23 protein-coding genes are annotated in these 24,345 nt (G+C 64.3%); 11 read left to right on the top strand and 12 right to left on the bottom strand.

Annotation, left to right across the window (positions count from 1 at the left end):
* Positions 1-194: 194 nt before the first annotated feature.
* Positions 195-809 (top strand): XRE family transcriptional regulator, encoded by a 615-nt coding sequence (locus tag EDF71_RS21255; RefSeq protein ID WP_133858536.1) that lies wholly within the window; start codon positions 195-197, stop codon positions 807-809.
* Between the two features lie 84 nt (positions 810-893).
* Here the strand turns inward: EDF71_RS21255 and glnK are convergent, their stop codons facing one another.
* Both glnK and EDF71_RS21265 read right to left on the bottom strand, forming a co-directional pair.
* Entirely contained in the window at positions 894-1,232 is a 339-nt protein-coding gene (gene glnK, locus EDF71_RS21260) for a P-II family nitrogen regulator (protein ID WP_116925027.1), read from the bottom strand.
* 133 nt (positions 1,233-1,365) lie between these two features.
* On the bottom strand, positions 1,366-2,823 hold the full coding sequence (locus EDF71_RS21265) for a SulP family inorganic anion transporter (protein ID WP_133858537.1): 1,458 nt from the start codon (positions 2,821-2,823) through the stop codon (positions 1,366-1,368).
* Between EDF71_RS21265 and EDF71_RS21270 the strand changes: the two genes are divergently transcribed.
* The gene (locus EDF71_RS21270) at positions 2,822-3,139 is read left to right on the top strand and encodes a hypothetical protein (protein WP_133858538.1); all 318 of its coding nucleotides are present in this window, start codon (positions 2,822-2,824) and stop codon (positions 3,137-3,139) included. The genes EDF71_RS21265 and EDF71_RS21270 overlap by 2 nt on opposite strands.
* On the opposite strand, the gene EDF71_RS21275 is transcribed toward EDF71_RS21270, so the two are convergent.
* Entirely contained in the window at positions 3,117-4,772 is a 1,656-nt protein-coding gene (locus EDF71_RS21275) for an NAD+ synthase (protein WP_133858539.1), read from the bottom strand. The two genes, EDF71_RS21270 and EDF71_RS21275, sit on opposite strands and share 23 nt — an antisense overlap.
* A 198-nt stretch (positions 4,773-4,970) precedes the next feature.
* On the opposite strand from EDF71_RS21275, the gene EDF71_RS21280 reads away from it, so the two are divergent.
* The 3 genes from EDF71_RS21280 (at position 4,971) to EDF71_RS21290 (ending at position 7,668) form a co-directional block, all read left to right on the top strand.
* On the top strand, positions 4,971-6,044 hold the full coding sequence (locus tag EDF71_RS21280) for a beta-eliminating lyase-related protein (protein ID WP_133858540.1): 1,074 nt from the start codon (positions 4,971-4,973) through the stop codon (positions 6,042-6,044).
* Positions 6,045-6,087: 43 nt separating this feature from the next.
* Positions 6,088-7,314, top strand: coding sequence for a GNAT family N-acetyltransferase (locus EDF71_RS21285; RefSeq protein ID WP_133858541.1), 1,227 nt, complete (start codon positions 6,088-6,090; stop codon positions 7,312-7,314).
* Between the two features lie 156 nt (positions 7,315-7,470).
* The gene (locus EDF71_RS21290) at positions 7,471-7,668 is read left to right on the top strand and encodes a CsbD family protein (RefSeq protein ID WP_133858542.1); all 198 of its coding nucleotides are present in this window, start codon (positions 7,471-7,473) and stop codon (positions 7,666-7,668) included.
* A gap of 249 nt (positions 7,669-7,917) precedes the next feature.
* Here EDF71_RS21290 and EDF71_RS21295 read toward each other — a convergent pair whose 3' ends face one another.
* Both EDF71_RS21295 and EDF71_RS21300 read right to left on the bottom strand, forming a co-directional pair.
* Positions 7,918-8,604 carry an alpha/beta hydrolase gene (locus tag EDF71_RS21295; RefSeq protein WP_133858543.1) on the bottom strand — a complete coding sequence of 229 codons (687 nt, stop codon included), beginning with the start codon at positions 8,602-8,604 and terminating at the stop codon, positions 7,918-7,920.
* Between the two features lie 253 nt (positions 8,605-8,857).
* Entirely contained in the window at positions 8,858-9,784 is a 927-nt protein-coding gene (locus EDF71_RS21300) for a LysR family transcriptional regulator (RefSeq protein ID WP_133858544.1), read from the bottom strand.
* 193 nt (positions 9,785-9,977) lie between these two features.
* Here EDF71_RS21300 and EDF71_RS21305 point away from each other — a divergent pair, with 193 nt between their 5' ends.
* The 3 genes from EDF71_RS21305 to EDF71_RS21315 all read left to right on the top strand — a co-directional run bounded on the left by EDF71_RS21305 (position 9,978) and on the right by EDF71_RS21315 (position 12,779).
* Positions 9,978-10,613, top strand: a complete 636-nt coding sequence (locus EDF71_RS21305; protein WP_133858545.1) for an NAD(P)H-dependent oxidoreductase — start codon at positions 9,978-9,980, stop codon at positions 10,611-10,613.
* Between the two features lie 239 nt (positions 10,614-10,852).
* Positions 10,853-11,731: a DMT family transporter gene (locus EDF71_RS21310; RefSeq protein ID WP_133858546.1), complete on the top strand. Its 879-nt coding sequence runs from the start codon at positions 10,853-10,855 to the stop codon at positions 11,729-11,731.
* Between the two features lie 334 nt (positions 11,732-12,065).
* Entirely contained in the window at positions 12,066-12,779 is a 714-nt protein-coding gene (locus EDF71_RS21315; RefSeq protein WP_021025131.1) for a Crp/Fnr family transcriptional regulator, read from the top strand.
* Between the two features lie 484 nt (positions 12,780-13,263).
* Here the strand turns inward: EDF71_RS21315 and rnhA are convergent, their stop codons facing one another.
* Together rnhA and EDF71_RS21325 are read right to left on the bottom strand one after the other, a co-directional pair.
* Positions 13,264-13,713: a ribonuclease HI gene (gene rnhA, locus EDF71_RS21320; RefSeq protein WP_027010474.1), complete on the bottom strand. Its 450-nt coding sequence runs from the start codon at positions 13,711-13,713 to the stop codon at positions 13,264-13,266.
* Positions 13,714-13,817: 104 nt separating this feature from the next.
* Positions 13,818-14,681: a methyltransferase domain-containing protein gene (locus tag EDF71_RS21325; RefSeq protein WP_133858547.1), complete on the bottom strand. Its 864-nt coding sequence runs from the start codon at positions 14,679-14,681 to the stop codon at positions 13,818-13,820.
* Between EDF71_RS21325 and gloB the strand changes: the two genes are divergently transcribed.
* From gloB to EDF71_RS21340, 3 genes are all read left to right on the top strand, one after another.
* Positions 14,680-15,453 carry a hydroxyacylglutathione hydrolase gene (gene gloB / locus EDF71_RS21330; RefSeq protein ID WP_133858548.1) on the top strand — a complete coding sequence of 258 codons (774 nt, stop codon included), beginning with the start codon at positions 14,680-14,682 and terminating at the stop codon, positions 15,451-15,453. The genes EDF71_RS21325 and gloB overlap by 2 nt on opposite strands.
* Entirely contained in the window at positions 15,453-17,003 is a 1,551-nt protein-coding gene (locus EDF71_RS21335) for a transglycosylase SLT domain-containing protein (protein WP_133858549.1), read from the top strand. The genes gloB and EDF71_RS21335 overlap by 1 nt, the downstream gene beginning before the upstream one ends.
* A gap of 113 nt (positions 17,004-17,116) precedes the next feature.
* Positions 17,117-17,449, top strand: coding sequence for a tetratricopeptide repeat protein (locus EDF71_RS21340; protein ID WP_133858550.1), 333 nt, complete (start codon positions 17,117-17,119; stop codon positions 17,447-17,449).
* 91 nt (positions 17,450-17,540) lie between these two features.
* On the opposite strand, the gene gsiD is transcribed toward EDF71_RS21340, so the two are convergent.
* The 5 genes from gsiD to EDF71_RS21365 form a co-directional block, all read right to left on the bottom strand.
* Complete coding sequence (gsiD, locus tag EDF71_RS21345; protein ID WP_133858551.1) at positions 17,541-18,494, bottom strand: glutathione ABC transporter permease GsiD; 954 nt, start codon at positions 18,492-18,494, stop codon at positions 17,541-17,543.
* Between the two features lie 15 nt (positions 18,495-18,509).
* On the bottom strand, positions 18,510-19,430 hold the full coding sequence (gsiC, locus tag EDF71_RS21350) for a glutathione ABC transporter permease GsiC (protein WP_133858552.1): 921 nt from the start codon (positions 19,428-19,430) through the stop codon (positions 18,510-18,512).
* 3 nt (positions 19,431-19,433) lie between these two features.
* A complete protein-coding gene (gene gsiB / locus EDF71_RS21355) occupies positions 19,434-20,966 on the bottom strand; it encodes a glutathione ABC transporter substrate-binding protein GsiB (RefSeq protein WP_133858553.1) in 1,533 nt (510 codons plus the stop codon).
* A gap of 100 nt (positions 20,967-21,066) precedes the next feature.
* Positions 21,067-22,971 (bottom strand): dipeptide ABC transporter ATP-binding protein, encoded by a 1,905-nt coding sequence (locus EDF71_RS21360; protein WP_133858554.1) that lies wholly within the window; start codon positions 22,969-22,971, stop codon positions 21,067-21,069.
* A gap of 322 nt (positions 22,972-23,293) precedes the next feature.
* A complete protein-coding gene (locus EDF71_RS21365) occupies positions 23,294-24,304 on the bottom strand; it encodes an isoaspartyl peptidase/L-asparaginase (protein ID WP_133858555.1) in 1,011 nt (336 codons plus the stop codon).
* Positions 24,305-24,345: the final 41 nt, after the last annotated feature.

The raw sequence follows: 24,345 nt of genomic DNA on the forward strand, positions 1-24,345 counted from the left end.
GCGATAAATCTACTAAAGAGAAATAATTTTCGTATACGAAATTTAATGCAGCTTGAGACAATAAATTTCTTAAATCCACTCTTTCTCTCTAGGGTTTACCCGAGAATTGGGCCTAAAACACGGCCGCCACGGCTGCGCTGCGCCACCGGCCAGCGCAGCGCCCCCTACACTGGCGAGCACCACAAGAGCCTGCCATGCCCCACGCCCCCCTGCCCCACCACAACGCCGGCGCCGATGCCACCACCGATGTGCTGGCCACCAAGCTGCGCCTGCTGCGGCGCAACGCCGATCTGACCCTGCAGCAGCTGAGCCAGCGCTGCGGCATCTCGGCTTCTGCCCTGTCCAAGATCGAGCACGGCCAGCTCTCGCCCACCTATGAAAAGATCGCGGCGCTCGCGCGCGGGCTGGATGTGGATGTGGGCGAGCTGTTCAGCCCGCTGCAGCAACCCGGCCTGCGCGCGCGGCGCAGCATCACCCGCCAGGGCGATGGCCTGGTGCACCGCACGCCGCAATATGTCTATGAGCTGCTGCATGCCGACCTGGCCGACAAGCGCTTTATTCCGCTGCTCACCACCATCAAGGCCCATGAGCGCAGCGCCTTTCCCCAGTTGCTGAGCCACGATGGCGAAGAAATGCTCTATGTGATGCGCGGCACCGTGGTCGTGCACACCGACAGCTATGCGCCGCTGGAGCTGGCTGCGGGCGACTCCTGCTATTTCGACAGCGTCATGGGCCATGCCTGCATCTCGGGCGGCGATGAGGATGCGCAGGTGCTGTGGATCTGCTCGCACACCACCATCAAGCCCTGAACCCGCTGCCCAGCAACCGGCAGCAGGCATGAAAAAAGCGCCTGGCTTGCCAAGGCGCTTTTGCGGATGCAGCTGCGGTCTGGATCAGACGGCTGCTTCGTCCAGATCACCGGTACGGATACGGATCACGCGCTCGATCTCGGTGACGAAAATCTTGCCGTCGCCGATCTTGCCGGTGCGGGCCGCGTTGACGATGGCGTCCACGCAGCGGTCCACGTCCTCGTCCTTCACGGCGACTTCGATCTTCACCTTGGGCAGAAAGTCCACGACATATTCCGCGCCACGGTAGAGCTCGGTGTGGCCCTTCTGGCGGCCAAAACCCTTGACTTCGCTGACGGTCAGACCGGTCACGCCCACATCCGCCAGAGCTTCACGCACCTCGTCCATCTTGAAAGGTTTGATAACGGCGGTAATCATTTTCATAAAGCTCTCCTGGGATGGGCATATACACGCTGCGCAGGCGATGCGCGCAGCAACTGGGGCTATTGTGCGTCAAGATTCCGCCTTCGGCACCTCCGGGGCCAAATCTCCAGCCAACGGCAGCATTGGCCCGTAGCTAGATGCCATCCAGACGCAGGTCCAGCCGGGCCGCCAGCGCCTGGCTTTGGGCATTGAGCCCCGTTACCTGCACCGCACTGCCATGCTTGCGCAGCCGCGCGCAGACCTTGGCGAGCGCCTGCACCGCCGTGATGTCCCAAAGATGCGCCTGGGCCATGTCGATGCGCACCGGCCGGCCCTCGATCTCGCGCACATCAAAGGCATCCACCAGCAGATCTGCCGAGGCAAAAAACACCTGGCCGCGCACGGCATAGAGCAGCTCGGCATCGCCGCTGCGCTGCATCTGCAGCAGCGTCGACACCTTGAACATGAAGAACACCCCGCTGAGCAGCACACCCACGGCCACACCGGCAGCGAGGTTGTGCGTGGCGATGGTGACCACCACGGTGGCCAGCATCACCAGGCTCGACAGCTTGGGATGTTTGAGCAGCGCGCGGGCCGATCCCCAGTCCAGGGTCGAGGCCGACACCATGACCATGATCGCCACCAGCGCCACCACCGGCACCTGGGCCACCCAGGGCTTGAGCAGCACCATCAAGCCCAGCAGAAAGGCGCCGGCAAACAAAGTGGACAAGCGCCCGCGCCCGCCATAGCGCACATTGCTCACGCTCTGGCCGATCATGCCGCAGCCCGCAATGCCGCCAAAGCAGCTGGCCGCCACATTGGCCAGGCCCAGGCCGCTGCATTCGCGGTTCTTGGCGCTGGGGGTGTCGGTCTGCTCATCGACCACGCTGGCCGTCATCAAGGATTCGAGCAGGCCCACCATCGCAATGGCTAGCGCCGGCAGCGCAATCAGCTGCAGGGTCTGCAGAGAGAACGGCACATCGGGCAGCGCCCAACTGGGCAAGGTATCGGGCAGCAGGCCCAGGTCGGCCACGGTCTTCAGGGGCAGGTCCAGCGCATGGGCCACGCCCGTCAACACCAGGATGCAGATCAGCGGCGACGGGACGGCCGTACTGATGCGCGGCAGGCCGTAGATGACCACCAGGCCCAGCGCCAGCATGGCCCAGGTGGCGCCATTGGCGCCCACCAGATGTGGCAACTGGGCCGCAAAAATAAGAATGGCCAGCGCATTGACAAAGCCGGTGCGCACCGAGCCGGAGACAAAGCGCAGCAGCACCCCCAGGCGCAGCCAGCCAAACAGCATCTGCATGGCGCCCGCCAGCAAGCCGGCGGCAAACAGGTACTGCACGCCATGGGCCTGCACCAGCGGCGCAGCCACCAGGGCCACCGAGCCCGCAGCGGCCGACACCATGGCCGGCCGCCCACCCACAAAAGCAATCACGATGCTGATGACAAAGGAGGCGAACAAGCCCACCGAGGGGTCCACACCGGCGACAAAGGAAAAGGCGATGACCTCGGGGATCAGCGCAAAGGTGGCGACCGCGCCGGCCATCAGCTCGCGCGGCACGCTCGGCGCCCACTGGGCGCGGAAATAATGCAGAAAAGGGGACATGGCAAAGCCCGCACCCGGCAATACCGGGTACAGCTCCAAAAAAAGACGCAGGAATGGCGGCGGCGCAGGCAGGCTGCGCAATGCCGCGATCAACAAAAGCGAGGAAGGCGCGCTGCGCTATGGCGGATTGAGCCGCGAGAAGCCCGACTGGCGCGTGGCCACCTGGCGCGCGATGCGTGCACGCACAAAGCTCAGAAAACGCGCAGCCCCCAGCCGCCCCGCGTCAGGCGCGAGGGGTGGGCAGGCACAGCGCATCAAAGGCATAGGCAAGGCGTGGGGAGCGGCCTGGCCGCTCAGCCCCGGAAACCATTGGTGATGGGGTAGCGCCAGTCGCGGCCAAAACCCCGGGCCGACAGGCGCGGGCCCACGGCGGCCTGGCGGCGCTTGTATTCGTTGATGCGGATCAGGCGCACTACCCGCTCCACATCGGCGCAGGGGTAGCCGGCAGCCACAATGCTGTCGATGTCGGCGTCCTGCTCCATGTAGCGCTCGATGATGGCATCCAGCACTTCATAGGGCGGCAGGCTGTCCTGGTCCTTCTGGTCCGGGCGCAGCTCGGCGCTGGGCGGGCGGGTGATGATGCGCTCGGGGATCGGGTTGCGGCCGGTGCCATAGGGGTCACGGGCATTGCGCCAGCGCGCCAGCTCAAACACGCGGGTCTTGGGCACATCGCGCAGCACCGCAAAGCCGCCGGCCATGTCGCCGTACAAGGTGCAGTAGCCGGTGGCCATCTCGCTCTTGTTGCCGGTGGTCAGCACGATGGAGCCAAACTTGTTCGACAAGGCCATCAGCAAGGTGCCACGGATACGGGCCTGCAGGTTTTCCTCGGTCGTGTCTTCGGCACGGTCGGCAAAATCATGCGCCAGTGCGGCCTTGAAGGCCTCGAACTGCGGCGCAATCGAGATCTCTTCATAAGCCACCGACAGGCGCTCGGCCATCTCGCGCGCATCGATCCAGCTGATGTCGGCCGTATAGGGCGACGGCATCATCACCGTGCGCACCTTGTCGGCCCCCAGCGCATCGACCGCAATCGCCAGCACCAGGGCCGAATCGATGCCGCCGGACAGGCCCAGCACCGCACCGGGAAAACCGGTCTTGCCCAGGTAATCGCGCACCGCCACCACCAAGGCCTGCCACAGCTGCTGGTTGGTATCACCAGGCGCGGCGATGGGGCCAGACAACTGCAGGCCTGTGGCTGTGGCCTCGACCTGCAGCGACAGCAGATGTTCGTCAAAACCCGGCGCGCGGGCTGCTACCTGGCCATCGGCATTCAGCGCAAAGGAGTGGCCATCGAACACCAGCTCATCCTGCCCACCCACCAGGTGGGCATAGACCAGCGGCAAACCGGTTTCGCGCGTGCGCTCGGCCAGCAAGGCCTCGCGGTGGCCGGGCTTGTCCATCTGGAACGGCGAGGCATTGATGACAGCCAGCAGCTGCGCGCCCGCTGCCTTGGCCGCACGCGCGGGCTGGCTGGCCCAGGCGTCTTCACAGATCAGCAGGCCAATGCGGCTGCCCGCCACCTCGAACACGCAGGTCTGCGAGCCTTCAACAAAGTAGCGGGTCTCGTCAAATTCACGGTAGTTGGGCAGCAGCTGCTTGCGGTAGCAGTCCAGCACCTGGCCGGCGCGCACCACACTGGCGGCGTTGTAGCAGCGGCCATGGGCAGCATGCTGCGCCGCCTGCGGGTGGCCCAGCACGACGGTCAGCTCCGGCCACTGCGTGCTGGCCTGCACCACCTGGGCCACCGCCGCATCGCAGGCCGCCAGGAACGAGGGGCGCTGGAACAGGTCTTCGGCGGCATAGCCGCAAATGCCCAGCTCGGGGGTCAGCAATAGCTGCACGCCCTGGGCAGCCGCCTGGGCCGCAGCATCAATGATCTTGCGGGCATTGCCCGGCATATCACCCACAACAAAGTTCAGCTGGGCGCTTGCGATGGAAAAATTGGACATGGATGACTCGATGGCAAGGGGGCGGCGCACCAGGGCCACAAAGAGAGTGGGCGGGGCCCGCGCCCGGTGCAGCCAAAGAGTCTAGCCTACAAAGCCTCAGGCCTGCGCAGCGGCGCGCAAATCCCGCCAATCCGGGACAGCGGGCGCGGGCGGTTTGCAGGCAGAATCAGGCTTTTGCACCACTACCCGCAGCGTCCCATGAACTTTGGCAGCGACAACCAAGCCGGCGTCTCCCCCCGCATCCTGCAAACCCTGGTGGAGGCCGCCAGCGGCATCCAGTCCGCCTACGGCAACGACGAATGGAGCCAGCGCGCCGAGCAGATGCTGGGCGAGGCCTTTGGCACCCCGGTGAAAGTGTTCTTCGTCACCACCGGCACGGCGGCCAACTGCCTGGCGCTGTCCACCATCGCCCAACCCTGGAACGCCGTGGTCTGCCACAACATGGCCCATATCGCGGTCGATGAGAACAGCGCCCCGGCGCTCTTCACCGGCGGCGCCAGCCTGCTGCCGATGGCCACGGGCAACGGCAAGATCAGCGCCGACGACCTGGCCGCCTTTGTGGAACGCACCCCCCATGACGCGCCCCACAACATGGTGATCAGCGGTCTGAGCATCTCCCAGGTGACCGAGAACGGCCTGGTCTACCAGCCGCAAGAGATTGCCGCACTGGCCGCCCAGGCGCATGCGCTGGGCCTGCGCCTGCATATGGATGGCGCGCGCCTGGCCAATGCCATCGCCGCGCTGCAATGCCACCCCGGTGATATTACCTGGCGCGCCGGTGTCGATGTGCTGAGCCTGGGCGCCTCCAAGAACGGCGCGTTGATGGCCGAGGCGGTGGTGTTCTTCGACCAGGCACTGGCCCAGAACTTCTCGCTGCGCATCAAGCGCAGCGGCCAGCTGGTGTCCAAGAGCCGCACCATCGGCGCGCAGTTCTGCGCCTGGCTGGAGGGCGGCCACTGGATGGAGCTGGCCCGCCATGCCAATGCGATGGCGGCCAAGCTGTCGGCCGCGCTGGTCGCCACGCCCGGCGTGCGCCTGAGCTGGCCCACGCAGGCCAATGAAGTGTTTGTGCTAATGCGCATTGCGCTCTATGAGCAGCTGCGCGCCCAGGGCGTGCGCTGCTCCGACTGGTACGCCACCAGCGTGCCGGCCGGCACCCAGCTGCAGGCGGGCGAGGTGGTGGTGCGCTTTGTCACCTCCTGGTCCAGCAGCGACGAGGAGATCGCCGCGTTGATGGACCTGGTGCACAGCCACCAGCGCAAAGCCGCATAACCTGCCCCCTGCAGCGGCGCGGCAGGCAGACCACAATCGGGCCATGACCTCGCTGCCCGCTGACCCCACGCCCGCACCCCACCCCGGCCCCAGCCTGGAGCTGCGCATTCTGCCCAGCATGGCGGAGTTCGATGGCCCCGCCTGGGATGGGCTGCTGGCCGTGCAGCAGCGCCCCACCCCCTTCATGCGCCACGCCTATCTGCAGGCGTTGGAGGACAGCGGCAGCGCGACTGTGGAGAGTGGCTGGCAACCTTGCCACCTGAGCCTGTGGCAGGACGACACGCTGGTGGGCGCCTGCCCCATGTACCTCAAAAGCCATTCCTACGGCGAGTACGTGTTTGACTTTGCCTGGGCGCGGGCCTATGCCGAGCATGGCCTGGATTACTTCCCCAAGGCGGTCATCGCCGTGCCCTTTACCCCCGTGCCCGGCAGCCGCCTGCTGGTGGCCGATGACCGCTTTCGCGCGCCCTTGCTGCATGCCGCCACCCAGTTTTGCGAGCAGCAGGAGATCTCGTCGCTGCACCTGCTGTTTGGTGCTGCGCCCGATCTGCAGGCGGCGGATGACATTGCGCTGATGCAGCGCGAGAACGTGCAGTTCCACTGGCGCAACCGCGATGCTGCGCAGGCCGGCGATGCCAGGCCCTATGCCGACTTTGATGATTTTCTGGCTGAGCTGCAGCAGGACAAGCGCAAGAAGATTCGGCAGGAGCGGCGCAAGGTGCAGACAGCCGGCGTTAGCTTCCGCCATGCCTGCGGCAGCCAGATCAGCGCAGCGGATTGGGACTTCTTCTACCAGTGCTATGAGCGCACCTATCTGGAGCATGGCAACGCGCCTTACCTGACCCCGGCCTTCTTTGCCGCGATGCGTACCGAGATGGCAGAGAACTGGTTGCTCTTTATCGCCGAGCGCGAGGGCCGCCCCATTGCCGCCAGCCTGATCGCCATCGATGCGCCAGGCAGCGGGCCGCGCCACGCCTATGGCCGCTACTGGGGTGCGCTGGAGCGGGTGGACTGCCTGCACTTTGAGGCCTGCTACTACCAGCCCATTGAATGGTGCATACGCCATGGCCTGCAGTGCTTTGAAGGCGGCGCGCAGGGCGAGCACAAGATGGCGCGCGCCCTCATGCCGGTGCGCACCCCCAGCGCCCACTGGCTGGCCCATGCCGGCTTTGCCCAGGCGGTGGAGCGCTACCTGGCGCGCGAATCACAAGGCATGGCCGAGTACCAGCGCGCGCTGCAGGACCACAGCCCGCTCAAACACTCGCCATAAGCCCTGCCCAAGTTGTAATTAATTTTGTCGCTCCTGCACGGCGCCTTGCGGCTGTCGGCGAAGCCGCACAGCAAGCACAAGGCTGCACTGACAAGGCCGGGCACTGCGGCTACGCACAATGGCTACACCTTAACCAAGCACGCAAGGAGTGACACCATGAACAAGGACCAAGTCGTAGGCAAGATCAAGGACCTCGCAGGCGAAGCACAAGCCGGCGTCGGCAAGGCCATCAACAGCCCCAGCCAGGTTGCCAAGGGCAAGGCGCTGGAAGCAGAAGGCGAAATCCAGAAGAAAGCCGGCGATGTGAAAGAGGCGCTGAAGGATGCCGCAGACGCAGCCAAGAAGCGCCTCTGAGCCTGATCGACCCTCGGGGTGTAACAGCGAGCTGGATGAACGTCACTAACACATACAAATTACCGACATTCAGGCGCTCAATTTAAGGCAATATAAGCCTATTGATTCAACCGAACCCCTCCTTGGCCAGCATTCGTTGCTGGCATTTTTTTGCCCGCAGCAAAGGTGCAGGCAGCGCCAAGACCGCCTGCACGGACTGTGCAGACATGCCAGCAATCGACGCGAAAAAAGAGACCGGGAAAGAGTGAATCAGGCGGCTTGCGCCTGCACCGGTGCCAAGGCCGCCAGGGCGCCCAGCAAGGCCCAGCCCAGCGGCCATTCGCCATGGCCCGATTCCACATTGATATGGCCGGCCGAGGGCACACGCACAAAGGTGCTGCCCCAGCTTTTGGCATAGGCGCTGGCCATGCGGATGGGGCAATAGGGATCATTGCTGCTGGCCGCCACAATGCTGGCAAAGGGCAGCGGGTTGGCAGGCACGGGCGTGAAGTCTTCAAACAGCGCGCGGCGTTCCGGATCAGCCGGCGCCACAAACAAGGCACCGGCAATAAGGCCTGTTTGCTTGTCGCGCAACTGCTCGACCGCATGCACGCTGGCAATGCAGCCCAGCGAATGCGCCACCAGGATGACCGGGTGCGGGGCGGCCGCAATGGCCTCCTCCACACTCGCCACCCAGGGACTGCGGTGGGGTTGCAGCCAGTCCTCTTGCTCCACGCGCAAGGCACCAGCAATGCGCTCGGCCCAGAGGCTTTGCCAGTGGCCGGGGGCGGAGTTGCGCCAGCCCGGCACGATCACCACCGAGACCGGTGAACCCGTCTCGGCTTCACCGCGCCAGCCCGGCAGCACAGGCCGCTGGCCATTAAGCTGTGCGGCCGCAATGGCCGCATGGCGTGGCGGGGTGGAGGGATTGATCGTGACAAGACAGGCACCGGACATGCATGCATTGTCAAAGCAGGCTCTTAGATCAACAACGACTATTTTTTAGTATTGTTATTTCCAAAAATAATATATAGATGATGTTGTCGACTCAGGATGCTCTGCAAAACCCTCGCCCAGCGGGATGGACGCGGATCGGGATGAGGCGCAAGGCGTCTTTTGCAGTCAATAGTGAGCTATTGACAAGGAAGACAACGCAGCGGATCGCCCGAGCCCGCGTTCAGACCACGGCAGGGAGTTTTGCAGAGGGTCCTTAGGTTCCATCGGTTTGACCGATGCGCTGCAGCGGCAGGTTCTCGCCCATGAAGTCCAGAAACGCCCGCTGCGCCGGCGCCATATTGCGGCGCGAAACAAAGGCCGCATGCAGAATGCCTTCCGGGATGCTCCAGCCCGCCAGCAGCTCGACCAGATCGCCATTGGCGACCTCGTCGCGCACCATGGCGGCGGGCATCCAGCAGGCGCCAATGCCGTCGAGCACCGCGTATTTCAGGGTCACCAGGTCATCGGCCACATAGCGGGCCTGGTGGTGGATGGTCACATGCTCGCCTTCAGGGCCCACCAGCTGCAAGGTGCTGTTGCCATCGGCGCTGGTCAGCGACATGGTCGGGATCTTGCTACCCAGGTCCTGCGGGGTTTGCGGCACGCCGTGCACGGCCAGCAGATCGGGGCTGGCCACCAGGCGCTGGCGCGTCATGCCCAGGCGCTTGACGACCAGGCTGCCGCTGTCATTGAGGTTGGCGCGCACCCGCAACGCCACATCAATGCCCTCGTCGATCAGGTTGATGGTGCGGTTGGTGACCAGCATCTCGATGCGCACCTTGGCATAGGTGCGCAAAAACGCCGGCAGCAGCTTGCCTACCGCGCCCTGGGCCAGGGTCACCGGGCAGGACACCCGCACCGTGCCCGAGGGCTCGCGCTGGGTCTGCTCCATCTCGGCCTGGGCATTCTGCGCCGCCTCTCGGGCGGTCTGGGCATGGCGCAAAAAGGTCTCACCGGCATCGGTCAACGACAGCCTGCGCGTCGTGCGCTGCAGCAGCCGCACGCCCAGTTGCGCCTCCAGATCGGCTATGCGGCGCGACAGGCGCGACTTGGGCACCCCCAGCGCGCGGCCTGCCGCAGCAAAGCCGCCGCGCTCGACCACTTCGGCAAAGTAGTACATGTCGTTGAGGTCGTATTTCATGGTCAGAGGCAGCGTGGGCGCGGTCTGCGCGGGCAGAAGGGCGGCAAAAAAGTCTGCCCATCATAGTTCTAAAAATAGAACAATCCAACCCAATTCCACCCCTCAATCCGGCGCGTTCAAAGTGTCAGAATTCAGCCATTGGCAAAAATGCTGCGGGTGCAGCAAAAGCCGTCACCTGTTTGAAGGACTGACCATGAAACTGCTGCATATCGATTCGTCCATCCTGGGCGCCAACTCCGTCTCCCGCCAACTGAGCGCCGAAGCCGTCAAGGCCTGGGTCGCCGTGCATCCCAACACCCAGGTGGAATACCTGGACCTGGCCGTCAACACCCCGCCCCACCTGAGCGCCGAGGCCATGGGCTTCCGTACCGGCCAGGATGCCAAGACCGAAGCAGAGCGTGAGCAAAATGCCATCTCCGAAACCCTGGTGAGCCAGCTGCTCGAAGCCGACGTGATCGTCATCGGCGCGCCTTTCTACAACTTCAGCATTCCCACCCAGCTGCGCAGCTGGATCGACCGTGTGCTGCAAGGCGGCCGCACCTTCCGCTACACCGCCAACGGCCCCGAAGGCCTGGCCGGTGGCAAGAAGGTGATCGTGGTGGAATCGCGTGGCGGCATCTACTCGACCAGCGAAGGCGGCCGTGCAATGGAACACCAGGAAACCTACCTGCAAACCATCTTCGGCTTCATCGGCATCACCGATGTGCACTTTGCCCGCGCCGAAGGCCTGGCCATGGGCCCCGAAGCCCGCGCCGCTGCCATCAGCAAGGCCGAGGCCCAGATTGCCCACGCAGTGGCCACGCCCATGCAGCAGACCGTAGCGGCCTGATTGCTGCGCGCTTGAACAGCAGGAGGCTGGGCGCATTACTCCCCATCCTCCGACTGCGGCCCGGCACCCACCACCAGTGCCCGGGCTTTATCGCCGATCTGAAGAAAAGTCTTCCGATCTGCTTTTTTGCGTCTGCATGACAAGGCAAGCCGCTGAATCAGCCTATTCAAATGGTGACTGAAAAATGGTCAACCCGTGGTTACAATCGGCCGCCTCTGCTGCGCTAAAACTGCCTTTTCATGAGCCAACTCGGTATCGTCCTGCATGTCTGCGGGCTGTGGATTCTCTCTAGTCTCGATGCGAGCGGCAAGTTGCTGGTCCTGGCGGGGGTGCCAGTGTTGATGGTGGCCTGGTTCCGCTATGTGGGCCATGTGGTGCTGATGGGTGTGTTTGTGCTGCCCAAGCGCGGCATGGGCCTGTTTCGCACGCAGTCGCTGTCGCGCCAGATCCAGCGCTCGGTGCTGATGATTGCCACCACCTTGCTGTTCTTCCATGTGCTGAGCATGGTACCGCTGGCCGAGGGCACGGCGATGAACTTCATGGCGCCGCTGCTGGTGATGGTGCTGGCGCCCTGGCTGCTGGGCGAGCGGCCGGGCTGGCACCGCTGGGCAGGCGTGGTGCTGGGCTTTGTCGGCATGCTGGTGGTCATCCGCCCGGGCGGGCAGCTGTCCACCGAAGGGGCCATCTGGGGCGTGGTGACGGCCAGCACCTTTGCGCTGTTCCAGATCAGCACGCGCCGCGTGGCCGCGGACGACCCGCTCACCAGCAACCTCTATGGCGGCCTGTTTGGCGCGCTGGTGCTGAGCGCCCTGCTGCCCTTTTTCTGGAAGCAGCTGGATCTGAGCATCTGGCAATGGCTGCTGCTGGCCTCCACCGGCCTCAGCGGCTTTGTGGGCCACTGGCTGCAGATCACCGCCTACAGCAGGACCAGCGCCACCTTGCTGGCGCCGTTCAACTACCTGCAGATCGTGTCTGCCACCACCTTGGGCTGGCTGATTTTTGGCCAGTTGCCCGATGCGGCGACCGCCGCCGGCATGGCCTTGATCTGCTGCGCAGGCCTGGGTGTGGTGCTGGTCGAAGTCTGGCAACAGCGCCTGCGCAAGCGCCTGGCGGCCTGAAAAAGCCAGCGAAAACAAGAGGGAAAGCGCTGGGAGCGTTGGCCCCAATACCCCAGCATTTAAGACCAGCTTCACCATTGAAGAAGTACCCCTTCGTCATTCGCGCACACCGGGGAAACCCAAATATCAAATTGATAGCTATATATGCAAACCCAATGAGCATATAAGGCCCATTCTTTGCAGCTGTTCAGGTTGCAAAACCGGACAACTTGGATTGCCGGATGCCTGAGAGGCTCGGGTGACAATTAACAATTTGGCGGCAATGCTATACATTCGGTGATGACCGTCGCACAAGCGACAAAATTCATAATTCCAGTCACCGAGACGACATGCCATGGACGATCCAATCCTGACCCCCGAAGAGCGCGAAGCCATCAACACAGGGCGCTGGTTCAGCACCCTCTCGCCGACTTTGCGCCACGACATTCTGCGCTGCGCCTATGTCAAGCGCTTCAAGGATGGCGGGTTGATCTTCTCCCGTGGCGATGAGCCCGAAGAGTGGGTGTCCGTGGCCCGGGGTTCCGCCCGCGTCAGCTCGGCATCGCTCACCGGCAAGCAGATCACCCTGACCTATGTCGAGCCAGGCACCTGGTTTGGCGATGTCGGCCTGTTCGACGACGACAGCCGCACCCATGATGTCTATGCCCATGGCGAGACCACCCTGGTCTGCGTCAGCAAGGCAGATTTCCAGCGCATTCTGCAGACCCATGTGGAGTTCTACCAGGCGCTGGCACGCATGCATGCGCGCCGCATCCGCAGCCTCTACGGCATGGTGGAAGACCTCAACACCCTGCCACTGCGCGCACGCCTGGCCAAGCAGCTGCTGCACCTATCGCGCAGCTACGGCGTGCCCGGCAAGGAAAGCAGCGAAACCCGCATCGGCCTGCAACTGGCCCAGGAAGAGCTGGCCCAGCTGCTGGGCGCCTCGCGCCAGCGCGTGAACCAGGAACTCAAATCGATGGAGCGCGAATCCTCCATCCGCATCGAGCCCTCGGGCCTGACGGTGCGCGACAGCAATGCGCTGCGCCGCATTGCGGCGTCTGAGTAATTACGCGTTAGTTACGCGACACCCCGGCCCGCCCCTTGCGCATTGTGGTGGGCCACAGGTCGAACGACCAGCTTAGAACCTGTTCAAAGTCTCCTCGCGCCGCGGCAGTGTCTTTGCGAGATGGGATGCGAGGGGGGCGCCCAGCCGCGCAACACCGCAGCAATAGCCGCGCTATTGCGAGGATTTGCAACGACGCAGACCGCTCCCTTCCCGGGCAGCGCAAAGCCACTGTCCCTACGGGTTGGAGTGAAATCGGGCGAGTTCTGCGCGCTGGCCCTTGCTTGCACCCCGGTGCAAGCTACGTTCCATCGCTTCGAACTCATCCCGATTGCACTCCAACGCGGCTGCGTAGAGACTTTGAACAGGTTCTTAGAACACGCCGTAGCGGTAGGCCACATACAAAGCGGCCAACACACCGACAACGGCCAGAATGCGCATGATGCGTCCCATCGCTCGTTCTCCCTGCTTGTCGTATTAAAAGGACTCAGCCCCGGCCCAGCGCCATCGCCACACCCCGGTTGGCCAGTGCATCAGCCCGCTCATTGCCGGGGTCGCCGGCATGGCCCTTGACCCAGTGCCAGGTGATGCGATGTTCACCACCATGCACCAGCGCATCCAGGCGCTGCCAGAGGTCCACATTCTTGACGGGCTCCTTGCTGGCAGTGCGCCAGCCCTTGGCCTTCCAGCCGGTGATCCATTCGGTGATGCCTTTGCGCACGTACTGGCTGTCCAGATACAACTGCACATCGCAGGGGCGCTTCAGGGCTTCGAGCGCCTGGATCACCGCCATCAGCTCCATGCGGTTGTTGGTGGTGCCCAGCTCGCCACCGAACAGCTCCTTCTGCGCTGTGCCAGCGCTCAGCAAAGCGCCCCAGCCGCCTGGGCCAGGGTTGCCCTTGCAGGCACCGTCCGTATAAATCACCACTTGGTTCACAACCACTCCTTGGCACTTGCCACGATTACAGGGGGCCACTATAAGCGCATTTGCGGGCGGTTTGCGCCCCCATGTGCGGCAGGGCGGGGCCTGGTGCGGATGCGCTATTCGGCGCTGCGCTGGGTCTCGGTCAGCCGCTCACGGGCCGCTACCGCAGGGCGCGCAACGCCGCTGGCTGCGGGCGCCTTCCAGGGCGCGGCCAGCTTGTGCACGCTGGGCACTTTTTTCACCGCTTCGACAAAATACACGCCGCCCAGCACCGGCCAGGCCGTGGGGCCCACCCTGTCCATCCATTCCCAGCGGCTCAGCCACGTATCACTGCGCATCGCAGGGCGAAAGCAGCCAAAGCTGGCGCTTTGCAGCTCCAGCCCCAGCAGCTTGAGCCAGTCGCGCAAACGCCCATAGCCGATCAGGTTGTGGTCATCGGGCATAGGTGGCAGCTTCTGCAGGCCCGGAATGCGGCGGGCCCAGGTGTGCATGCCCCAGAGGCTGGCCGGGTTGATGCCGCTGATCAGCACCCGGCCCTCGGGCACCATCACGCGTGCCACCTCGCGCAGCACCGCATGCGGGTCGGCGCTCAGCTCCAGGGTATGGGGCAGCAGCACCAGGTCCAGCGTATCGGGGCCAAATGGCAGCGCATGGGCATCACAGAGCAGGCTGGCAGTGACGGCCCCCGCGGGCGTTGCAGGCAGGCCCACATCGCTTTGTAAAGGCGGCGCAAAGCTCTGTACATCTGCCAGCCGGCTTTGCTGCCACTGCAGGGCCTGGTCGGTCGAGTCAAGCGCCAGCCAGCGGTGGGGCGTGCGATTGTTGCGCAGCCCCTGCAGCGGGAAAAGCCCGATCTGCAGGCTATGGAAGCCAAAAATATCGGCCACGGCATCGTCGTAACATGTTTGCTCCCAGGACAGCATGTAGCTGCCCAGCGGCGTCTGCCACCAATTTTGCGTGCCTATAATTTGGTCATTCATGCATCTGTTACCTCTGCCCGCTTTCAACGACAACTACATCTGGCTGCTGCACGACGGACAGCACGCTCTGGTCGTCGACCCAGGCCAGGCCGCGCCCGCGCTTGACGCGCTGCGCCGCCTGGATCTGCAGCTGCAAGCCATTGTAGTGACCCACCACCACGGCGACCATACGGGCGGCGTGGCCGAGCTGCGCGAGGCCACCGGCGCACGGGTCTACGGCCCCGCCACCGAGGACATCCCCCAGCCTTGCCAGCCCATGCGGGGTGGCGACAGGCTGGATCTGCTGGGCCTGCCCTGGCAGGTGATCGATGTGCCCGGCCATACCGCCGGGCATATCGCTTATTACTGCGCCGATGTGGCCGGGCAGCCGCTGCTGTTCTGTGGCGACACCTTGTTCTCGGGCGGCTGCGGCCGCCTTTTTGAAGGCACACCCGCGCAGATGCATGCATCGCTGTCGGCGCTGGCTGCGCTGCCCGCCAACACACGGGTCTGCGCCGCCCATGAGTACACGCTCTCCAACCTGCGCTTTGCACAGGCGGTAGAGCCCGACAACCAGGACATCGCCCATTACCTGGCGCACTGCGAGCAGTTGCGCGAGCGGGGCGAGCCGACCTTGCCTGCGCAACTTGGCAACGAGCTGCGCATCAACCCTTTCCTGCGCTGCAGCCTGGCCCCCGTGGCCCGCGCTGCGCAGCAGTTTGATCCCTCCACCCCTGGCAGCGACCCGGTCGCCGTTTTTGCCGCGCTGCGTCGCTGGAAGAACCAATTCTGATGAAGTATCTGTACCTGTGGAGCCTGAGCGCCCTACTCGCCCTGACGGGCTGCGCCACGACCGAAACCGGTGGCCCACCCACCGCCAACGCAGACGATGCCCCCAAGATCAGTGCCGTACCGCACACCCCCAGCTACCCCAGCGGCCCCCTGAGCCCCATCAATGCAGCCAGCCTGCAGGGCAATGGCGCCGTCACCAGCCTGGCCGTGCCCGATGACCTCTGGGACCGCATCCGCCGTGGCTTTGCGATGTCCGATCTGGAAAACGACCTGGTCAGCAACCAGGAGCAGTGGTACTCCACGCGCCCAGATTACATCCAGCGCATGACCGAGCGCTCCTCCAAGTACATGTTCCACATCGTCGAGGAGCTGGAGCGCCGGGGCATGCCGACCGAGCTGGCCCTGCTGCCCTACATCGAGAGCGCCTACAACCCGCAGGCGGTCTCCAGCGCCAAGGCGGCCGGCATGTGGCAGTTCATGCCCGCCACCGGCACCTATTTCGATCTGAAGCAGAACATGTTCCGCGACGACCGCCGCGATGTGCTGGCCTCGACCCGCGCAGCCCTGGACTACCTGCAAAAGCTCTACAATATGTTTGGCGACTGGCACCTGGCGCTGGCCGCTTACAACTGGGGTGAAGGCAGCGTGGGCCGCGCCATTGCGCGCAACCAGAAGCAAGGCCTGGGCGGCGCCTACACCGACCTGAGCATGCCCGATGAGACGCGCAACTACGTGCCCAAGTTGCAGGCGGTGAAGAACATCATTGCCCACCCCGAGCGCTTCCAGGCCGAGCTGCCGCTGATCGAGAACCACCCCTACTTCCAGGCCGTGAGCCTGGACCGCGACATCGACACCGCCCAGGTGGCCGAGATGGCCGGCGTCACAATGGATGAGCTCAAGTCGCTCAACCCCTCGTTCAACCGCCCGGTGATCTTCAAGGCCGGCACACCGCAGGTGCTGCTGCCCTGGGACAACGCCAATGTCTTCCGCCGCAACCTGCAGGCCCATGAAAAGGGCCAGTACGCCAGCTGGACCGTCTGGACCGTGCCGAGCACCATGACCGTGGGCACCGCTGCCGGCATGGTCGGCATGAGCGAGAACGACCTGCGCGCCGTCAACAACATTCCGCCACGCATGATGGTCAAGGGCGGCTCCTCGCTGATGGTGCCGCGCTCGGCCGCCGTCAAGCAGGACGTCTCCAGCCACCTGGCCGACAACGCCCACATCGCGCTGACCCCCGAAGTGGTCACCCGCCGCACCACCGTCAAGGCCCGCAAGGGCGACACCGTCGCCCGCGTGGCCCAGCGCTACCGCGTCACCGCGGCGCAGGTGGCTGACTGGAACGATGTCGGCGTCAAGAGCGCCTTCAAGGTCGGCCACCAGGTGGTCCTGTACATGCCCGTGCGCGTAGGCGCAGCACCGGCACCGCGCGGCGGCCATGCCGCCCGTGGCAGCCGCACCAGCAATGCCAAAAAACCCGCCGTGCGCCAGACGGCCACGAAGAAGGCCCCATCCAAGCGCAGCACCAGCACCACCAAGAAAAAGCGCTGAGGTCGCCCACGCCACACCCGCACAAGACGCTCCTCGGAGCGTCTTTTTTTATGCGTACTGACTTTGCGGACAAAGGCACCGCACTATGCTGGGCGCAGCACAAAGGAGAGCGCATGCGCGAAGGATTGGAAAAACTGCTGGCCAAGGGACAGGACAGCGCCGTGCTGCGCTTTGGCCTGGGCCAAGCCTGCTTGAAGGAAGAAGACTATGCGGCCGCCGCGCTGCACCTGGCGCAGGCCGTCGCGCAGAACCCGCAGTACTCCGCCGCCTGGAAGCTGCTGGGCAAGGCCCAATTGGAATCGGGCGCAACGGACGCCCGCGCACAAGCCCAGGCCAGTTGGCAGCAAGGCCTGCAGGTGGCAGAGCAGCATGGGGACACGCAGACCGTCAAGGAGATCACGGTGTTCCTCAAACGCTTGCAGAAACTGGGCGCAGCACCGGCCTGATTCAGGCAGCCATTAAAAAAGCGGCGAGCACCTGAAGGCACTTGCCGCTTTTGCTTGGACGCTTTCAGCGCCCGGGTGATCCGCAGTCCAATCAGTTGTCCAGCTTGGGGTCCAGCGCATCGCGCAGGCCATCGCCCAGCAGGTTGAAGGCCAGCACGGTCACAAAGATCGCCAGGCTCGGGAACAGGGCCACATGCGGGGCGTTGAGCATATCGCTGCGCGCCTCGTTCAGCATGGCGCCCCACTCCGGCGTCGGTGGCTGCGCGCCCATGCCCAGAAAGGACAGACTGGCAGCGGTGATGATGGAGGTGCCGATACGCATGGTCAGGTAGACCACCACGGAAGACACGGTACCCGGCAGCAGGTGGCGCAGCATGATGACCCGGTCAGGCGCGCCAATGGAGCGCACCGCCTCGATATAGGTCTGCTGCTTCAGTGCCAGCACATTGCCGCGCACCAGGCGGGCAAAGGCCGGCACGCTGAACACGGCCACCGCCATGATCACATTGATCATGCCGTTGCCCAGGATGGCAACGATACCGATGGCCAGCAAAATGCCGGGGAAGGCAAACAGCACATCGGACATGCGCATCACGCTGCGGTCCCACCAGCCTTCGTAGTAGCCGGCCAGCAGGCCCAGGATGGCGCCGATCACCGCGCCGATGGCCACAGACACAAAGCCCGCAGCCAGCGAGATGCGCGCGCCCACCAGGATGCGGCTGAAGATGTCGCGGCCCAGCGAATCCACGCCAAACCAGTGCGCAGCCGTGGGCGGCGAGTTCAGCGCGTCGTAGTCAAAGAAGTTCTCGGCATCGTAGGGCGCGATCCAGGGCGCCAGGATGGCCACCAGCACCAGCGCAATGATGAAGACGCCGGCAAACAAGGCCAGCTTCTGGCGCTTGAACTTGCGCCAGAACTCGGCCATCGGCGTGCGCATGCGCGTCGATGCGGCCAGGTTGGCGGGCAGGGATGGCGCCGCAGCGCCAGCAGCGGGGGCCGCCGCCACGGGGCGGTCGGCAGATTCAGGAGCGTTCGGAGTATTCATGGCCAAAGCACCTGCTTAGCGATAACGGATGGTGGGGTTGATCCAGGCATAGAGCAGGTCGACCACCAGATTGATCAGGATGAATTCCAGCGAGAACAGCAGCACCAGGGCCTGGATGATGGGGTAGTCGCGCATCTCGACGGCGTCGACCAGCAAGCGGCCCATGCCCGGCCAGTTGAACACCACCTCGACAACGATGGAGCCGCCCAGCAAAAAGCCGAACTGCAGACCCATCATGGTCACCACCGGAATCATCGCATTGCGCAGGCCATGCTTGATGACGACCACGGTCTCCTTCAAGCCCTTGGCACGCGCGGTGCGCACATAGTCCTCTTTGAGGATGTCGATGAAGGAGCTGCGGGTAAAGCGCGCCATCACCGCCGCCACGGCCGCGCCCAGGGTCAGCGAAGGCAGCACATAGTGCTTCCAGCTGTCCGCACCCACAGTGGGCAGCCAGCCGAGCTTGACCGAGAAATACTGCATCAGCAGCATGCCCAGCGCAAACGACGGGAAGGAGATGCCCGACACCGCCAGGGTCATGCCCAGGCGATCGGGCCACTGGTTGCGCCAGACGGCCGAGACAATGCCCAGGAACATGCCCAGCACCACCGACCAGGCCATGGCCATCACGGTGAGCCAGAAGGTCGGGCCAAAGCGCTCGGCAATCTCTTGCGAGACCGGACGCTTGGTCCGGATGGATTTTCCAAAATCGCCCTGCAACGCATTGCTGAAGAAACGGATGAACTGCTGGTGCATGGGCAAATCCAGCCCCAGGTCCTTGCGGACCAGTTCGATCGTCTCCGGGCCAGCTTCGGGGCCAGCAGCCAGGCGCGCGGGGTCACCGGGCAGCATGTGCACGAAACCAAAGACCAGCACCGCCACGATGAGCAGCGTCGGTATCAGCCCGAGCAAGCGTTTGAGCAGGTAGCGAAACATGGATTACTTCAGGTCCAGGTCAACAAAGTTGAAGTTGCCGTCAGGAATGACGTAGAAGCCAAACAGGTTCTTGGCACGCACAGACACCAGTTGCTCGGTGTTCAGGAAGATCCAGGGCGCATCCTTCCAGATCCTTTGCTGGGCATCGGCGTAGATCTTGCCGCGTGCAGCGGTATCCGTGGTCACCAGCGCCTTGGCAATGTCGGCATTGACTTCGGGGTTGTTGTAGTAGGCGGTGTTGAAGCCGCGTGGAGGCGCGCTCTCACCGGCCAGCAGCGGACGCATGGCCCAGTCGGCTTCGCCGGTGGACGAGGACCAGCCCACGTAGTACATGCGCACAGCAGCCTTGCTCGCGTCCTGCACCGATTCCACTTCTGCGACGCGCTGGCCTGCTTCCAGGGCACGCACCGTCACCTTCACTCCTACCTGGGCCAGTTGCTGCTGGGCAAACTGGATGACCTTCTGGGCCGTCGAGTGGTTGTAGGCCGACCACAGGGTGCTCTCAAAGCCATTGGGGTAGCCCGCTTCCTTCAGCAAGGCCTTGGCCTTGGCTGGATCGTAGGGCCAGGGGCCCAGCTTGGTGGCAAATTCCACACCCTTGGGCAGCACGCCTTCGGCAGGGATGGCCGAGCCGGCAAACGCCACCTTGGACAGCGCTTCCTTGTTGATGGCGTAGTTCAGCGCCTCACGCACCTTGGGGTTGTCAAACGGCTTTTGCGTCACATTCATCGAGATGTAGCGATGGATGATGGACGGTGCCTTGGTGACTTCCAGGCTCGGCTTTTTCTCCAGGTTGGCCACGGCTTCGGGCGGCACCGGGAAGGCGAAATGCGCTTCGTTGGTCTGCATCATCGACGCACGGGTGTTGTTGTCCACCACGGGGCGCCAGGTGATCGAATCCACCTTGGGCAGGCCCTTTTGCCAGTAACCGTCAAACTTGGCGACCTTCATGTAGTCGGAGGGCTTCCACTCCACAAACTTGAAGGGGCCGGTGCCCACGGGGTGCTGCACGATGTCCTTGCCATACTGCTTGAGCGCGGTCGGCGAGATGATCACGCCCGAGGGGTGGGCCAGCGAGTTGACGAAAGGTGCGAAGGGCTCCTTCAGCGTGAACTTGGCGGTGAGATCGTCCACCGCTTCAATCTTGGCGATGTTCTTGTACAGGTTGTAGCGCTTGAGCTTGTTGTCCGGGTTGATCACGCGCTCGAAGGTCAGCTTCACTGCTTCTGCATTGAAAGGCGTGCCGTCGTGGAACTTCACGCCGCTGCGCAGCTTGAAGGTGTAGACCAGGCCGTCCTTGCTCACATCGAAGCTGGTGGCCAGGACCGGGACCATCTTCATGTCCTTGTCGAAGCCGTACAGGCCTTCATAGAAGGACTTGGCCACGGCCTGCGACAAGGTGTCGTTGGCATCGTAGGGGTCGGTCGTCGTGAAGGTGGAAGCCACCGCTACCACCACGTCCTTGGCCGCGTGGGCCGAAAACGCAGTACCCGCCAGCAGCATGGCGGCGGCGATCGAAGTCAAACGTCGTTGCATATCAACTCTCCTCTTCAGGTTTTGCATCGGCTGGCCCACCACGGCGGCGACCAGACCCACTACATTCTTGGCATTACGCACCCAGGCATCCTGCGCAGGCTCAAGCCGGCTGCAGATCCTGCACCTCGTCCGCAGGCACCGCAGGCTGCGGCATCTCTTGCGCCACCCAGTGGCCCGGGCCCACCTCGCGCATCGGCAGCACGCGTGGCGGGTCATCCACACCGCGCACGGGACTGGGGATTTCGGCCACATTCAAGGTGTGCTGGCGGCGCTGCGTGGGGTCGGCAATCGGCACGGCCGCCATCAGGCGCTTGGTATAGGGGTGCTGCGGGTTCTCGAACACCGCGCGGCGCGGGCCGATCTCGACGATCTGGCCCAGGTACATGACGGCCACGCGGTGGCTGACACGCTCCACCACGGCCATGTCATGCGAGATGAACAGAAAGGCAATGCCGAACTCCTGCTGCAGGTCCATCATCAGGTTGATGATCTGCGCGCGGATCGACACATCCAGGGCGGAGACGGCCTCGTCGGCAATCACCACCTTGGGGTTCAGGGCCAGTGCGCGGGCAATCGCAATGCGCTGGCGCTGGCCGCCCGAGAATTCATGCGGGTAGCGGTTGGCGGCAGCCGGTGGCAGGCCCACCTTCTCCAGCAGCCATTCCACCTTTTTCTCGGCCTGCTCGCGCGGCAGCAGCTTATGGATCAGCATGGGCTCCAGAATGCTGTAGCCCACGGTCAGCCGAGGATCGAGCGAGGCAAAGGGGTCCTGGAAGATGAACTGGATATCGCGGCGCAGCGCCTGCAGCTGGGCGCCTTGCAGCTTGGCAATATCGCGCCCGGCCACTTGCACATCGCCGGACTGGAAATCGATCAAACGGGCCAGTGCGCGGCCCGTGGTGGACTTGCCGCAACCGGATTCGCCCACCACCGCCAGGGTCTCACCCGGCTGCAGGCTCAGGCTCACCTGCTCGACCGCATAGACCTGGCGCTTGACGCCGCCAAACAGGCCTTCCTTGATCGGGAAACGCGTGACCAGCTTGTGGACCTTCAGCACCGGCTCGCCCGCTTGCACGGTCGATGGCTGGGCTGCGGGCGCCTCGGCCAGCGTGCTCTGGCCCAGCAGGCTGAAGCGCTCGGGCAGATCCTTGCCGCGCATGGCGCCCAGCTGCGGCACGGCGGCCAGCAGGTTGCGGGTATAGGTCTGCTGCGGGTTGGCAAACAGCTGCACGCAGTCCTGCTCTTCCACCTTGTCGCCGCGGTACATGACCAGCACGCGGTCAGCCACCTCGGCCACCACGCCCATGTCGTGGGTGATGAAGATCACGCCCATCGACATCTCGCGCTGCAGCTCCTGCACCAGCGCCAGAATCTGGGCCTGGATGGTCACATCCAGCGCCGTCGTCGGTTCATCGGCGATCAGCAGCGAGGGCTTGCAGGACAGCGCCATCGCAATCATCACGCGCTGGCGCATGCCGCCCGACAGCTGGTGCGGGTGGCGCGTGAGCACATTGCGCGCCTCCGGAATGCGCACCAGCTCCATCATGCGCAGCGCTTCGGCCATCGCGGCGCTGTTCGACTTGCCCTGGTGCAGCCGGATCGATTCGGCAATCTGCTCGCCCACCGTGAACACCGGGTTCAGCGAGGTCATCGGCTCCTGGAACACCATGGCCATATCGGCCCCGCGCACCTGGCGCATCTGCGCTGGCGTGGCCTTGGCCAGGTCGATGGTGCCGGCATGGCGGCCGCGCAGCAGCATCGAGCCGCTGTCGATCTTGCCGCCGCCGGTTTCCACCAAGCGCATCAGCGCCAGCGACGTGACCGACTTGCCCGAGCCCGATTCGCCCACCACCGCCAGGGTCTGGCCGGCATAGACATCGAGGTTCAGGTTCTTGACCACCTGCACCCGCCCCTGCTCAGTCTTGAAGCTCACGGACAGATCCCGCACCTGCAAAACGGGCGGCGTCAGGTCATCGTGCACGGGAGTAGAACTGGGGTTGGACATAGGTAGAAGGGGCAGTGCTGGTCTTCGAGAAGAAGGCACGAGCCGTAATGCAGGACAGGCACCCGGGTTGGGACAAATCCTTGAGAAAAATCCCCGTGATAGCAAGAACACTGGGGCTTACACTTTCACCTGGGTGACAGTGTTTGCAATTGTAGAAAGTCGGGGGTGGGGTTTGGAGGCAAAACCCCCTATGGTTTTCACCTACGCAATGTCCGCAGTGGCGTGCACCATCGTGGTGCAAAGGCTGGCCCTTTGCAGGCAAGCCTCCCGTTGGGGAGGGAATTGGGGGCCATTTTCTGGCCCCCCGCTCAGCGATGCGCTATCAAGCCGGCGTCAACTCGTCGTTGGCATAAATGGCGACCAGCGCCTCGCCGTCGATGCCGATCTGGCCCCGGTACATGCCTTCGGAGTTGAAGCACAGCGTAACCTCACCGTTGGCGCCTACGGCAATCAGGCCGCCATCACCCCCCAACGGTGGCAGCACGCGGTGGATCACCTCGGCCGTGGCCTGGTCCACCGATTCGCCCAGCAGCTCGATGCGCGCGGCCACCGTGTGGGCGGCCGAACCTCGGATAAAGGCCTCGCCCACGCCGGTGCAGGAGACAGCCACCACGCCATGCTTGGCATAGGTGCCCGCGCCCACCACGGGCGAGTCGCCGACACGGCCGGGCTTCTTGTTGGTCAGGCCACCGGTCGAGGTGGCGGCAGCCAGCTGGCCATGCACATCCAGCACCACGGCGCCGACGGTGCCCATCTTCTTGCGCTCATCCAGCGGCGCGGCCTGGGTCTGGCTTTGGGCGGTATGGTCCAGCGCCACCTGCTCGCGGCCCGATGCCAGCGCTGCCGCCTGCACGGTGCGCAGCTGGGTCAGGCGCTGCTCGGTCGAGAACCAGTCGCGCGCCACCATTTCACAGCCTTGGGCCTGGGCAAAGCGCTCGGCGGCCTCGCCAATCATGAAAACTGGCCCGCCCGCCTCCATCAGCGCCAGGGCGGCGCGCACCGGGTTGCGCACGGTGCTGACCCCGGCCAGCGATCCGCAGGCCAGATCGCGCCCGCGCATCACACAGGCATCCATCTCATGCGTGGCATCGGCGGTGAACACGGCGCCGCGCCCGGCGTTGAACAGCGGGCATTCTTCCAGCAGGCGCACGGCCTCCACGGCCACTTCTTCGGCAGGCGCGCCTGCCGCCAGTTTTTGCTGCGCGCCTTGCAGCACATCGCGCAAGGCATCGCGGTAGGCCTGCTGTTGCGCGGGTGTGATGGAGGCGCGGGTGATGGTGCCGGCGCCGCCATGGATGGCGATCACGGGACGGAAGGTGGTGGAGGTGGTCATAGTTCTAGGGCCGCTCGCGTCTTGCGCTGCCAGCCGGTTCC

The sequence above is a fragment of the Comamonas sp. JUb58 genome, from assembly GCF_004364775.1.
Lineage (GTDB): Bacteria > Pseudomonadota > Gammaproteobacteria > Burkholderiales > Burkholderiaceae_C > Comamonas.

Bases quoted from the DNA above. Each gene is read 5' to 3' on its own strand.
- EDF71_RS21255 (WP_133858536.1), top strand. From the start codon at position 195: ATGCCCCACGCCCCCCTGCCCCACCACAACGCCGGCGCCGATGCCACC.
- glnK (WP_116925027.1), bottom strand. From the start codon at position 1,232: ATGAAAATGATTACCGCCGTTATCAAACCTTTCAAGATGGACGAGGTG.
- EDF71_RS21270 (WP_133858538.1), top strand. From the start codon at position 2,822: ATGGCAAAGCCCGCACCCGGCAATACCGGGTACAGCTCCAAAAAAAGA.
- EDF71_RS21265 (WP_133858537.1), bottom strand. From the start codon at position 2,823: ATGTCCCCTTTTCTGCATTATTTCCGCGCCCAGTGGGCGCCGAGCGTG.
- EDF71_RS21275 (WP_133858539.1), bottom strand. From the start codon at position 4,772: ATGTCCAATTTTTCCATCGCAAGCGCCCAGCTGAACTTTGTTGTGGGT.
- EDF71_RS21280 (WP_133858540.1), top strand. From the start codon at position 4,971: ATGAACTTTGGCAGCGACAACCAAGCCGGCGTCTCCCCCCGCATCCTG.
- EDF71_RS21285 (WP_133858541.1), top strand. From the start codon at position 6,088: ATGACCTCGCTGCCCGCTGACCCCACGCCCGCACCCCACCCCGGCCCC.
- EDF71_RS21290 (WP_133858542.1), top strand. From the start codon at position 7,471: ATGAACAAGGACCAAGTCGTAGGCAAGATCAAGGACCTCGCAGGCGAA.
- EDF71_RS21295 (WP_133858543.1), bottom strand. From the start codon at position 8,604: ATGTCCGGTGCCTGTCTTGTCACGATCAATCCCTCCACCCCGCCACGC.
- EDF71_RS21300 (WP_133858544.1), bottom strand. From the start codon at position 9,784: ATGAAATACGACCTCAACGACATGTACTACTTTGCCGAAGTGGTCGAG.
- EDF71_RS21305 (WP_133858545.1), top strand. From the start codon at position 9,978: ATGAAACTGCTGCATATCGATTCGTCCATCCTGGGCGCCAACTCCGTC.
- EDF71_RS21310 (WP_133858546.1), top strand. From the start codon at position 10,853: ATGAGCCAACTCGGTATCGTCCTGCATGTCTGCGGGCTGTGGATTCTC.
- EDF71_RS21315 (WP_021025131.1), top strand. From the start codon at position 12,066: ATGGACGATCCAATCCTGACCCCCGAAGAGCGCGAAGCCATCAACACA.
- gloB (WP_133858548.1), top strand. From the start codon at position 14,680: ATGCATCTGTTACCTCTGCCCGCTTTCAACGACAACTACATCTGGCTG.
- EDF71_RS21325 (WP_133858547.1), bottom strand. From the start codon at position 14,681: ATGAATGACCAAATTATAGGCACGCAAAATTGGTGGCAGACGCCGCTG.
- EDF71_RS21335 (WP_133858549.1), top strand. From the start codon at position 15,453: ATGAAGTATCTGTACCTGTGGAGCCTGAGCGCCCTACTCGCCCTGACG.
- EDF71_RS21340 (WP_133858550.1), top strand. From the start codon at position 17,117: ATGCGCGAAGGATTGGAAAAACTGCTGGCCAAGGGACAGGACAGCGCC.
- gsiD (WP_133858551.1), bottom strand. From the start codon at position 18,494: ATGAATACTCCGAACGCTCCTGAATCTGCCGACCGCCCCGTGGCGGCG.
- gsiC (WP_133858552.1), bottom strand. From the start codon at position 19,430: ATGTTTCGCTACCTGCTCAAACGCTTGCTCGGGCTGATACCGACGCTG.
- gsiB (WP_133858553.1), bottom strand. From the start codon at position 20,966: ATGCAACGACGTTTGACTTCGATCGCCGCCGCCATGCTGCTGGCGGGT.
- EDF71_RS21360 (WP_133858554.1), bottom strand. From the start codon at position 22,971: ATGTCCAACCCCAGTTCTACTCCCGTGCACGATGACCTGACGCCGCCC.
- EDF71_RS21365 (WP_133858555.1), bottom strand. From the start codon at position 24,304: ATGACCACCTCCACCACCTTCCGTCCCGTGATCGCCATCCATGGCGGC.